Annotated in this window: 11 protein-coding genes; 6 read left to right on the top strand and 5 right to left on the bottom strand. The window is 53.8% G+C overall.

What is annotated here, in order from left to right; translation table 11 throughout:
* Positions 1-73: 73 nt before the first annotated feature.
* A complete protein-coding gene (locus tag FD737_RS15715) occupies positions 74-997 on the top strand; it encodes a LysR family transcriptional regulator (protein WP_160833966.1) in 924 nt (307 codons plus the stop codon).
* On the opposite strand, the gene FD737_RS15720 is transcribed toward FD737_RS15715, so the two are convergent.
* The gene (locus tag FD737_RS15720; protein ID WP_160833967.1) at positions 971-1,984 is read right to left on the bottom strand and encodes a glycosyltransferase family 32 protein; all 1,014 of its coding nucleotides are present in this window, start codon (positions 1,982-1,984) and stop codon (positions 971-973) included. The two genes, FD737_RS15715 and FD737_RS15720, sit on opposite strands and share 27 nt — an antisense overlap.
* Positions 1,985-2,400: 416 nt before the next feature.
* Here FD737_RS15720 and FD737_RS15725 point away from each other — a divergent pair, with 416 nt between their 5' ends.
* Positions 2,401-3,351 (top strand): YncE family protein, encoded by a 951-nt coding sequence (locus FD737_RS15725; protein ID WP_160833968.1) that lies wholly within the window; start codon positions 2,401-2,403, stop codon positions 3,349-3,351.
* Positions 3,352-3,421: 70 nt separating this feature from the next.
* On the opposite strand, the gene FD737_RS15730 is transcribed toward FD737_RS15725, so the two are convergent.
* Positions 3,422-3,976, bottom strand: coding sequence for a histidine phosphatase family protein (locus FD737_RS15730; protein ID WP_097118285.1), 555 nt, complete (start codon positions 3,974-3,976; stop codon positions 3,422-3,424).
* A gap of 582 nt (positions 3,977-4,558) precedes the next feature.
* Between FD737_RS15730 and FD737_RS15735 the strand changes: the two genes are divergently transcribed.
* The 4 genes from FD737_RS15735 (at position 4,559) to FD737_RS15750 (ending at position 9,556) form a co-directional block, all read left to right on the top strand.
* Positions 4,559-5,953 carry an MFS transporter gene (locus FD737_RS15735; RefSeq protein WP_160833969.1) on the top strand — a complete coding sequence of 465 codons (1,395 nt, stop codon included), beginning with the start codon at positions 4,559-4,561 and terminating at the stop codon, positions 5,951-5,953.
* A 77-nt stretch (positions 5,954-6,030) separates the two neighbouring features.
* The gene (locus FD737_RS15740) at positions 6,031-7,053 is read left to right on the top strand and encodes a LacI family DNA-binding transcriptional regulator (RefSeq protein WP_058959396.1); all 1,023 of its coding nucleotides are present in this window, start codon (positions 6,031-6,033) and stop codon (positions 7,051-7,053) included.
* Between the two features lie 12 nt (positions 7,054-7,065).
* Positions 7,066-8,049 carry a nucleoside hydrolase gene (locus tag FD737_RS15745; protein WP_160833970.1) on the top strand — a complete coding sequence of 328 codons (984 nt, stop codon included), beginning with the start codon at positions 7,066-7,068 and terminating at the stop codon, positions 8,047-8,049.
* Positions 8,050-8,302: 253 nt separating this feature from the next.
* The gene (locus tag FD737_RS15750; protein ID WP_176505764.1) at positions 8,303-9,556 is read left to right on the top strand and encodes an MFS transporter; all 1,254 of its coding nucleotides are present in this window, start codon (positions 8,303-8,305) and stop codon (positions 9,554-9,556) included.
* Here the strand turns inward: FD737_RS15750 and FD737_RS15755 are convergent.
* From FD737_RS15755 to FD737_RS15765, 3 genes are all read right to left on the bottom strand, one after another.
* Positions 9,553-10,017, bottom strand: a complete 465-nt coding sequence (locus FD737_RS15755; RefSeq protein WP_034826269.1) for a YbaK/EbsC family protein — start codon at positions 10,015-10,017, stop codon at positions 9,553-9,555. The two genes, FD737_RS15750 and FD737_RS15755, sit on opposite strands and share 4 nt — an antisense overlap.
* Before the next feature lie 95 nt (positions 10,018-10,112).
* Positions 10,113-10,907, bottom strand: a complete 795-nt coding sequence (gene fhuF, locus FD737_RS15760) for a siderophore-iron reductase FhuF (RefSeq protein WP_160833971.1) — start codon at positions 10,905-10,907, stop codon at positions 10,113-10,115.
* A 149-nt stretch (positions 10,908-11,056) separates the two neighbouring features.
* Complete coding sequence (locus tag FD737_RS15765; RefSeq protein WP_160833972.1) at positions 11,057-12,151, bottom strand: diguanylate cyclase; 1,095 nt, start codon at positions 12,149-12,151, stop codon at positions 11,057-11,059.
* Positions 12,152-12,186: the final 35 nt, after the last annotated feature.

The raw sequence follows: 12,186 nt of genomic DNA on the forward strand, positions 1-12,186 counted from the left end.
TATGCTGCCGCTTGCTGCAGGAAAGAAAAAGCGCGCTGGTTGAAATGATTATTTATTATTTTGAACAATCCATATGAAAGAAATCAAAACTGATGCGCTCTGGGTGCATTTGCACTGGCTAACGGTACTGGCTGAACTGGGCAGTTTTACTCGTGCAGCTGAACGATTAGATGTCAGCAAAGCGGCCATGAGCCAAAAGATTAAAGAGTTGGAAGAGATGGCGGGGGTGTCACTGGTGCAGCGCACCACGCGCAGCGTGCGTCTGACCTCGGCGGGCGAGAAGCTGGTGGATGAGTTGCGCGATCCTTTCGCGCGCATCGCCCAAAGCTTTTTCAGCGTACGTGATGAAGCCGGGCCAGTTCGCGGCCTGGTGCGTGTCAGCGCGCCGGTGGCATTTGCACGTCAGCAGCTGGTGCCGATTATCGGTGATTTTTTGCGAGAGTATCCGCAGGTGCGGCTGCAGTTGGACGTTACCGATCGCTTAGTGTCGTTAGGCAGTGAAGGATTTGATCTCGCCATCCGCCACAGCCAGACATTGCCCGAAACCCATGTGGCGTTGCCGCTGTGTGAGACGCGCGCGCTGTTAGTGGCCTCGCCGGCTTATCTGGCGCAAAACGGTGTGCCTCAGGTGCCAGAATCGTTGCAGCAACATAACTGCCTCTACTACCCGCGTGGTCTGGAATCGCCACAATGGCGTTTCCGCCCGGTGAGTGGCGGCAGTGAATCCGTGCAGGTGAAAATTCAGGGTAATTTTGCCACCAATAACAGCGAATCAATCCGCGATGCCGCGTTGCAAGGGCTGGGCATTGCCATGCTGCCCGATTTCAGCGCCGCGGCGGCGCTGGCAGCAGGCACGTTGCGACAGGTTCTGCCGCAGTGGCAAACCGTGGATGCTTTTGCCGATCGGCTGTGGGTGGTACGCCCGTATGCGGCACAGGTGCCACGGGCGGTGACCACCTTTATCCACTGGCTACGCGCGCGCTTTGTTGATGGGTGAAGCCAACGCCATCGCCGCATGCGGCTGCATCATCTCACCCAGCAGGCTGCTGCGGTTGTAATTGCCTAAACGCAGGTTGAAGTCGAGGTGCATCTGTTCGTTACCGCTGAGCTTAATCACCGGTGGTGGTGTCATAGGACGCTGGTTGAACAGGATGGCATGTGCAAACGCCTCGCTTTTCCAGCCGCTCAAACGCTGATAATAGTAAGCGTTGGCTTCACACTTGCGCAGATAGAGATTCACCCGACGATATCCCCGCATCGCCGCCTGTTGTGCCAGTGAACCCAACTGCTGCTGAGGTTGATCAATTTTCTGGGTCAGGAGTGAAAAGTCATCGCGCTTGTTGAGCTCGTTGAAATAATTCTGCTCACCCAGATGTTTGATGGGGGCGTATTGCTTCTGCCATTCACGAATAAACGGGTTATTCGGAGCCGCCGCCAGAAACCAGTTTTCAATCACTGGCGCCAGATAATTGACGGTGGAGTTTTCACGATAATAACCAATCACATCCATGCAGCGCTCTTGATGAGCACGATGTACCCATGAGAGATCTTCAAATAACAGCGTGCTGCAATCAATGGCAATACCGCCGTAGCGCAACAGCAGTTCCAGACGAATGACTTCGCTTTTTTGCTGTTCGCTTAATAATGTTGAGGTGAAAATAAAATCAGGTAAAACTTCTTTTACCGTTAATCGATTGAGCAAATAGATATCGTGATCAGGATTATCTTTGCGCAGCTTTTGAATATTTAACATCATGGATTTCGGTAAATATTCCTTATCCCAATACATCCACACTTTTTTCGGTATTTCTGGCAGCGACTTTTCGCCAGAAAACAACACGATATTGTCCTCTTCGCGAGGATCGTACTCCGGCGCGCAGAGCGCAGTATGCTGTTTTTTCTGCAGTAATGTCTGGCTGGTAAAAGCGATTCTTTTCCAGTTCTGCCAGAGCGCGAGCGCTGGCTGGAGACGTTTTTTATTCATGGTGCACCTGATTATTGTGATTATGGTGGCAAGGATTCCCTGATGCTGGCAGCTTATGCGCTCTTATGTTTCCTCACGGCTGTGTGTAAAAAGTACTCACATCAGCTTAATAAAGCATTTTGGCCTTAGAGGCTATGACTTTTTTTTTCTTTCAGATAAAACGGAAAATGAAGGATCCGTTAAGGGTAAAATTTCCCGGAAATAATTGAATGGCCGACTGATTTTATAATTAATCATCATTAGGACTATTCCTAATAAAATAACTTGGCCTTGGCGCTGGCTGCGGCTTAGATAAAAAATCCCCGCATTCAAATGGTTTAAAGCGGCTACATTTTTCGCTGGCCTGGCAGGGATTTGCCCCTTCCTGATGCAGGTTAACTACGCTTAGACGAGGTGGTTAACACAAAGGAGGCACTATGCAGCCACACAACCGTGGATTACTGGCGGTCGATAAGCAGGGGAATCGGGTTCTGTTTCTCGATCCCGACACCTTTGCCGTGCAACAGGAGCTGAATGCGTTTCCGCCGCGTCCGCATGAGCTACTGATGTTGCCTGAGCAAGATAAAGCCTATGTGCCGATCTATGGTGATGGCATTCATGGAGACAATCCCCACCCCGGTCACAAAGTGGCGGTGATCGATCTACGCAAACGCCAGATCAGCGGTTTTATCGACTTATCTCCGTTGCAGTCGCCCCACAGTGGCCAATTGGGCCGCGATGGCAAAGTCTACCTCTGCTGTGAAAACAGTGCGGCCGTGGCAGTCATCGATCCCGTTACCGATAGGGTGGAAAAAATGATTAAGCTGCCATCGCACAATGCGCATCGTCTGACGCTCTCACCCAGCGGGCGTAAATTGTTCACAGAGAACGAAGAAGACGCCAGCATCACGGTGGTGGATCTGTGCGAGGCAGAAGGGCGCATCATTGACAACATTCTGCTGCCGGGGCCGATCTCCGGTATCGCGGCCTCGCCGAAGCATCCTTATCTGGTCGCTAGCGCGGCCGACGCGCCGTTACTGTATGTGGTCGATCGCCAAAGCCATCGTATTCGCCAGCGCATTAAACTCACGGCCCATCAACAGCCCTGCCAGGTGGTACGTTTTAGCGCCAACGGTGAGCGATTGGTAGCAATTGGCGATCAGGAGCCGCTCATCACACTGTTTGATGATTTACTCAATCCGTTGGGGGATGTTCCGGTCGGCAACAAACCGATGGATGGCTGTTTTAGTGCTGATAATCGAACACTGCTGATTGCCAATGAAGGCGATGGAACATTGAGCGTGATTGATTTGCTGCAAATGAAAGTGGTAGCGACCCCGAACGCCGGAAAAGGCTGTGAGGTGCTGAGTTACTTCCAGTTGAACTGACGGCGGGGCATCTCCTTGTGGCAACGTTCGTCAGGCACCTGATCGCGACGTTTGATTGGACGTAACAGGGTTAAATAAACGGGCGATGGTAAATCGCGCTGCTCCAGTGGCGGCTGCTGGCATGTTTTTCCGCCTGCCAGCCGCGTTTACGCAATTCCCGGGCGATCATTTTGTTCATGATGCCGTGCCCCACCAGTAACACCGTTCCCTGTTTTGATAACGTGACCAACTTATCTGCCGCCTGACGCGCCCGTGCTCGGGCATGAGTCAACGATTCCACATGCCCGGCGTAACCGCATAACCATAACAGGCGCAAAAGAGCGAGCCAAACGGTCAGCGGCAGGTGCAGGCGTTCGAACGGCAGCAGCGGCATGGCCACTTCACTGAAAACCTCATCCACCTCATGCGGTTGCAGGCCGAGACGCGTGAGCGATGAACGCGCGCGGGGTAGCGGGCTGGAGGCGATCACGCGGGCCATTCGAGCGATGGCCATACTGCGCGGCGGCGGCGAGTCGCAAATGTCGGCCAGGTCATAGCCTTCACACCAGTCGGCCAGCGCTCGCGCAGTAAAGCGCCCGCTGACCGGATGGTCAGGTTTACCGTGTCGCATGAGGATGATGGTCATAGGCGCCCTGTGTGATTTTTACCCAGTGTAATGCAGGTGATAGCTGAACCGCACTGGCGAAAGGGTTTTAAGATTAATTCGCAATTGTCATTAAAGCTTAACTGATTTGTGCGAAAAAAAGCGCGATGAAGGATCAGCCACAACTCAGCTAATGATAAGCAACGCTCGTTAATTGCATTGAGGTTAATGCGCTGCTGTTGGTTTGAATGAGCTGTAATGTTATGAATTAACGCCATTTTTGCTTTCTAATCCCGAGCTATAGTGAAGATAAATTAATTATTTTCACTTTTATCACTTGATTTATCTACGCGCGTAGATAGACTGTGTCCACAGTGATAACTCACGGTGCCAGAGACAAAGTTGGCCTTGAGATGACGTGGTTACATTTGCCTTATTAATGCGATCGATGAAAAAAAACATCGACGAGAACAGGCGAATGAGTGAATTCCAACACCAGGGAGTTCTTTTGACTTTCATCCAGGTTTGCCTACTGAACGTCTTCACCGGGGAGTTCCGCTTGTTGCAAGGGAACCGTCCCACGGAAGGGCGTTTGCTGTTTTCACCTATTTCAGGGAAAAGGTCATGACGGTACATCAGTCCGTTTCGCAACAAACTTCACTGAGCACCTCTTCAGCTGCTGACATGCGGCTGGAAACCTCTTCTGGCCGCAAAGATTTCTGGCGCGCCACCTTCTCTTGCTGGCTCGGCACGGCAATGGAGTATGCGGATTTCGCACTCTATGGCCTGGCAGTAGGCATCATCTTTGGCGATGTGTTTTTCCCCAATGCCACACCCGCTATGGCGCTGCTCTCCAGTTTTGCCACCTGGTCCGTCGGGTTTATTGCACGTCCAATTGGTGCGCTGCTGTTTGGCTGGATCGGTGACCGCAAAGGTCGCAAGACCGTGATGATCGCCACCATCATCCTGATGGGCGCATCGACAACCTTGATTGGTCTCATCCCTTCTTACGCCACGATCGGCGTCTGGGCACCCGCTTGTCTGGTGCTGTTGCGCTTTACCCAAGGGTTGGGCGCCGGTGCGGAACTGTCTGGTGGCACCGTGATGCTGGGCGAATATGCCCCGGTTGCGCGTCGCGGTCTGGTCTCTTCCGTGATTGCCCTCGGCTCGAATAGTGGCACGCTGATCGCTTCGCTGGTGTGGCTGGCGGTGATTCAGATGGATAAACAAACCTTGCTGGATTGGGGATGGCGTATTCCGTTCCTCAGTAGCGTGCTGATTGCCGTGGTCGCGTTATGGCTGCGTCGCCATCTGCGTGAAACCCCGGTGTTTGAGCGCCAGCAGGCGCAACTGCAGGCAGAGCGTAGCGCCACATTGCAGCATGCCGCCGCCGAGGTTGATACCCGCAGTTTCTGGCAGCGCAGCCGTGCGTTCTGGACGATGGTCGGCTTACGTATCGGCGAAAACGGTCCTTCCTATCTGGCGCAGGGCTTTATCGTCGGTTATGTCGCGAAAGTGCTAATGCTCGATAAGTCGGTGCCAACGACGGCGGTGTTTATTGCCTCGCTGCTGGGTTTCCTGATTATTCCGTTTGCCGGTTGGATGTCTGACCGCTTTGGCCGCCGTATCACCTACCGTGGTTTCTGTCTGCTGCTGATGATTTACGCCTGGCCGGCATTCAGCCTGATGGACAGCCGTGACCCGGCGATTGTGATCCCGGTGATGGTCGTAGGCATGGCGCTGGCCTCGCTCGGTATTTTTGGGGTGCAGGCCGCGTGGGGTGTGGAAATGTTTGGTGTCAAACACCGTTACACCAAGATGGCGGTGGCAAAAGAGCTGGGGTCTATCCTTTCTGGAGGGACAGCACCTTTGGTGGCTGCGGCGCTGTTATCGCTCACCGGACACTGGTGGGCGATTGCCGTGTACTTCTCGGCGATGGCGACCATCGGTTTTCTGACCACGTTTGTGGCACCGGAAACGCGTGGGCGCGATCTGAATCTACCGGAAGATGCGATCTGACGCGCAACACGCTGTAAGTGAAACAGTGCCATTGGCCGGTTATTCCGGCCAATGGCATTCATGCAGAGGCAAGAGCATTGGCGAAATCCCCAGGCGGAAATGTAACACGTAGCGATGTGGCGAAAGCCGCCGGCACCTCAGTGGCAGTCGTGAGCTACGTGATTAACAACGGACCGCGCCCGGTGGCGGAAGCCACGCGGCTGCGGGTGCTGGAAGCGATTAAACAGACCGGCTATCGACCGAATGCGGTGGCGCGAGCATTGGCATCCGGCAGCACCAAAACCTTTGGCCTGGTAGTGCCAAATATCAGCAACCCCTTCGTGGCTTCGATGGCGCATATGCTGCTGCAGGAGTCGCTGGATCACGGCCACGTGATGCTGCTGGGGGATGCCGGAGATGATCGCAAGCGTGAGCTGGAACTGATTCAGGGCTTGCTGAATCGTCAGGTGGATGGCCTGTTTTATACCAGTGTCGATCGCCACCCATACATTGATGTGATTCAGGCCAGTGGTACACCGCTGGTGATGCTGGATCGCGTTGCCCCCCGTCCTGGTGTGAGCATGTTGCGGGTCAATGAGCGCGAGGCCTCGCGTCAGGTGACTGAACATCTGCTCAGCCACGGTTATCAACAAGTTGGCATGATCAGCGGTCCGCTGGAGATGTTGAATGCCCAGGATCGTATTCAGGGCTGGCGCGATGCCATGGCAGAGAAAGGCCTGCAGGCAGATGAAGCCCTGATTTTCCCTGCCAGCTACTCGCGACAAGGCGGTTATGACGCCACAAAACGTATGATTGCCAGCGGACAGGTGCCGCGCGCGCTGTTTACCAGCAATGAGGGCCAGGCGATTGGCTGTATCCGTGCGCTCTCTGAACACGGTTTGCGCGTGCCGCAGGATGTCGCCCTGGTGTGCTTTAACGGCACCGATCAATCCGCGTTCCATGTCCCGACATTGACGACCGTACGTCAACCGCTGCGGGAAATGGCACGCAGCGCTATCGCCATGCTGAAAAATGGGGATGGCGAAGCCCAACTGGCAGAGTTCCCTCACTATCTTGAAATCGGTGAGTCCTGTGGTTGCCTGCTTACTCAACAAAAATAAACTTATAACATTATGAAAAGACTGATTATTGATTGTGATCCGGGAAATGGAATTGCAGGGGCGAACACCGATGACGGCCTGGCGCTGGCACTGGCGTTGGCATCACCTTCGCTGTCGGTTGAACTGATCACTACCGTCACTGGCAATACGCCGAGTGCGGTAGGGGCGCAGGTTGCCAAAGATTTACTCCAGCGATTAGGGCTGAATATTCCCGTAGTGCAGGGCGCGTTACAGGCACTCCGCGAAGACCCCGCCCCCTGGCGCGCACGCCTCGATGGCGTCAAGGATGCGAACCTCGCTGAACTGTGGCGGGGCGTGCGTAAGCCGCAGTTGCTCGCGGCAGATGGCAATGATGCCGCAGGCGTAATGGGCCAGCTGATTTGCGATAATCCCGGCGAATTTACTCTGGTGGCGATCGGTCCTCTGACTAATGTGGCGCAGGCGTTGCAGCGTTATCCACAGATGGCTGAATCCGTGGCAGAAATTGTGATTATGGGCGGTGTGTTCGCTTTAGATGATTACATCAAAGACACCAACTTTGGTCTGGATCCCGAAGCGGCGCATCAAGTGCTGCACAGCGGAGCAGCCATCACGCTGGTGCCAATGGATGCCACCACACAAACATTGATGACCCATCAGGATCTTAATCGTCTGACGACCAACAACCACCCATTGCCACAATTTGTCCGCGAGACGCTGCGCCCGTGGATTGACTACTCGATTCGCACTCGCCATCTGCCGGGCTGCTGGATCCACGACGCGCTGGTGATTGCCTGGCTACTCAATCAGCGCGTGGCGGATGGGGTGGATTACTTTGTCGATATTGAGTTACGTGCCGGCGCAACGCGCGGCAAGAGCTGGCGGTATCGGTCGCCACTGCGCCTGGACATTGGCGTGCCGGAGCAGACCGGGGCATTGGTGCACGTGATGCAGAACGTCAACAATCCGTTGCTGCTGGAGATGATTGAGAAGGCGTTTAATCAACTGCAGCGCTGAATGCCCATAGATGGGTGCGGCACACTGAGCCGCACCCGTCTTCCTGCCATACCGCCAGGAATTTGCCCTTTCAGATGGCACTGCTGTACGGCGGTGCAATGTTTCACTCGATGACACGCTTCCTTACACCGCGAATCACTCCCTGACAATTCCCCGCCGCAGCCCCCCTTTCTGACATGCTATATACAAATAGTTAACACAATAATAACCAGCGAAATCATTCGCCGGATAACGTTCCAATAAATTCTGGTCAATGAACCGGAAGCTAATCAGACAGGATACCCCTATGTTCAACTGGACTGCGACCCAGCGAAACGTGGCGTTTGCCAGTTTCGCCAGCTGGACGCTGGATGCGTTCGACTTCTTTATCCTGGTGTTTGTACTCAGCGATCTTGCCCAGTATTTCAACACCAGTGTCTCCGATGTTTCTGTTGCCATTATGCTCACGCTGGCGGTTCGACCAATTGGCGCGCTGATTTTTGGCCGTCTGGCTGAGAAGTATGGCCGCCGCCCGATTCTGATGCTCAATATCGTGATGTTCTCACTGTTTGAGCTGCTCTCTGCATGGTCACCGAACTTCACCGCCTTCCTCGCCTTCCGCGTGATTTACGGCGTGGCGATGGGCGGCATCTGGGGCGTGGCATCGTCACTGGCAATGGAAACCATTCCGGATCGCTCGCGTGGGCTGATGTCCGGCATCTTCCAGGCGGGCTACCCTTGTGGCTACTTGCTGGCATCGATCATTTTCGGACTGTTTTTCGAGTCGGTAGGCTGGCGCGGCATGTTCCTGATTGGCGCATTGCCGATTCTGCTGCTGCCGTTTATCTATTTTAAAGTGCCGGAATCCCCGGTCTGGCTGGCTGCACGCGAGCGTAAAGAGAGCACGGCGCTGCTGCCGATTATTCGTCAGCACTGGAAAATCTGCATCTACATGGTGCTGCTGATGGCGTGCTTTAACTTCTTTAGCCATGGCACCCAGGATCTCTATCCGACTTTCCTGAAAGTGCAGCATCAGTTTGATCCGCACACCGTGAGCATCATCGCCATCAGCTACAACATTGCGGCGATGCTGGGCGGGATTACTTTTGGTGCGCTGTCAGAACGCATTGGCCGTAAGAAAGCGATTATCCTTGCCTCCTTCCTTGCGCTGCCGGTGTTGCCGCTGTGGGCGTTTTCCGGCGGATCCTGGATGATTGGCATCGGCGCGTTCCTGATGCAGTTTATGGTGCAGGGCGCGTGGGGCGTAGTGCCGACCTATCTTACCGAACTGGTGCCTGCGAATGCACGTGCGGTACTGCCGGGCTTTGTTTATCAGTTGGGTAATCTGATTGCCTCGGTCAATGCGACCTTGCAGTCACGCATTGCCGAGGCTCACGGCGGCAACTACGGCCTGGGGATGGCGATCGTTGCCGGTACGGTGGCGGTGCTGATTTGCGTGTTTGTCGCCTTTGGGCGAGAGACGCGGGGTATTGAAATATCCGGTGCCGTGGCGCGCGAACAGCGTTAAAGCGCCTCGCAGACATCGACCCATTTCGCCGCAGTCAGCTCAGCCATGCGCTGCGGCGAAATGCGCACTGCACTGTGAATCGAACCTGCCGCGGGCAGCACTTCATCAAAACCGCGCAGGGTCACATCACAATAAACGGTCAGCGGATTTTCCAGTCCAAAGGGGCAGACGCCGCCTACCGGATGTCCGGTCCAGTTCACCACCTCATCCACACTCAACATGCGGGCCTTAGCGCCGAGTGCGGCTTTCAGCTTGCGGTTGTCGAGGCGGGCATCACCGCGCGTGACGATCAGCACAATGGCATCCTTCACTTTCAACGACAGGGTTTTGGCGATTTGCCCCGGCATCACGCCATGGACGCGTGCGGCCAGTTCTACCGTGGCGGTGCTTTCCGGCATCTCGATGATGTCGATATCCGGTGCATGTTCGGCAAAGAAGTGCCGTACCGACTCCAGGCTCATTTTTTTCTCCGGTAAAAACAGAGCCTAAAAGCTGCCATAAGGGGGGAAAAGTGTAAACGGGATAAAAAGAGAATCTGTAACAGAATGCGCGCCGGTTAAACCACTTTTAACGTGCAGTTACCACAGCGTTCCACGTCCGGAATGCGATAGCGCTGGCAGCAACTGCGACGTTCCATCTCGCCATGACGCGGGATCATGGTGCGATAAAGCGGATTGTCGCTGCCATCCAGCAGAGTCTGGGTGAAGAACAATGCCTGTTCCAGCTGAGTGATGACGGGCGCGGATAACTGGCCTTTCAGTTCACCTAGGAACCAGTAAAACGAATAACCCATGTTGTTCCAGATGAGTTTGGCGTTGATATCACCGTGCTGCGTCATGCCGTTGACAGCCGGGATCAGGCATTGCTGAATCAGGCGGTCAATGCGCTGCTGTGCACTCAGGTAACGCGCCTCTTCATCTTCTTGCACATCAATCCAGAAAGCACAGGGATGGCCGTTTTTATGAAATTCCACATGAATCAGATGGGGGGCGCACTTCAATGCCCGCGGCTCCTGCAGCAACATCAGCATCAGCGGGGGCAACAGCAAGCCAAAATACCATTGTGCCCAAAGTGACTGCAGCGGTTTGGCTTCCTGTTGCACATCAGGGTGATTGCGATAGAGATAATCGCTATAGCGCTGTGTCAGGCGACGATAGTGCAGCGGAGTGGACCACTCGGCCAGCGTCAAGGTCCCTACGGGAGCGGCCTGGCCGAGTTTGACGTTATCCAGCATGTAGCTTCGTTGCTCGCGCATCAGATCTTCCAGTGCGCTCGCTAAGCTGCGGTCGCTCTGCATAAAGATCAGAGGATGGTCGCTAAAGCGATGATCCTGACGCGTAATGATGGTCATGCCGGTCCTGAGTGATAACGGGAATCGTGAGACAAATGATAATCGTTACTGTCAATGCGAACAAGATGTCATCAAGCGAAGAAGGGGGATGGCGCCACTTATCAGGATCCGATGCCGCTCCGTGATAAATGGCTTCGCTCATCTACCGGTTACATCAGGTCATTACTGACTTGCGTCAGCCTCGGCAAATCTTCCCAGGCGAGTATGGTGTTACGCCCCTGATTTTTCGCGACGTATAATGCGCGGTCAGCATTTGCCACCGCCTGGTCAAACTCATCGCCAAAAATAGGCGCGATCCCGGCACTGATGGTGACATGAGTGGAGACCTTTTCATTAAAGCGATGCGGGATTTCGAGGTCCACTACGTACTGACGAATGCGCTCCGCCAGCTTCATCGCAATCGAGGCATTAACGTTGGTCATCAGCACCAGAAACTCTTCACCGCCATACCGTGTTACCACATCGCGTGAACGCACGGCATCACGAATGGCAACCGATACCCGCGCCAGCGCCTGATCGCCCATCGCATGACCGTAGTTGTCGTTGTAGGCTTTGAAGTGGTCAATATCCAGCAGCAGTACGTAATGACTGCCCGCGTGGTTTTCCAGGATGGTGTCGAGGCGATTTTTCAGGCCACGGCGGTTATACAAACCAGTGAGCGGATCCAGCATACTCAAATCGCTAAAACTCTCTTTTTCCTCATATAGCTGGCTAACCAGTCGTCGGGTAAAAGTATCAAAGCGGCGGCGCATTAAATGATGCAGCGAGAAACCAATCAACGGCAGCGTGATCGTAAAAATGATCATCATTAAATGCTGACCATCATCTAATAACAATACGGTTAATACGGGGGGCGTAATGTGTAAACAAAATGCGATCAAATAATCACTGAGCGCAATGGCACTGACAAAAAATACGCTTAACAAGCTGATTATTAAAAAGCTGCCATCAAAATAAAAAACCTGATGATACCTGTGGTTAATGTGCCATGCCCAGAGCGCACCTAATATCATGGCAACAGGATTTAATAGCGGTAATTTCCGTTTTGGCATCATCAGACAAACGGTCAGTAATGTCAGGCTGAAAGCCGCGACAATCCCTACTGGCAGCGAGCTTACCGGGCTATCTATGCCTAAAAAAGGTAACAGGCAAAAAAGCGAAACGGCGACATTTAAAAACAAAAAGAGCATCAGCGAAAGCCGATATTTGCTGTGTTTCAACTCATCATAAGATTGTAATTTCATTATTATTACTCTTTACAGCCCTGAAATATCAAAGC

Source organism: Pantoea sp. Seng, from assembly GCF_009829935.1.
GTDB lineage: Bacteria > Pseudomonadota > Gammaproteobacteria > Enterobacterales > Enterobacteriaceae > Pantoea > Pantoea communis.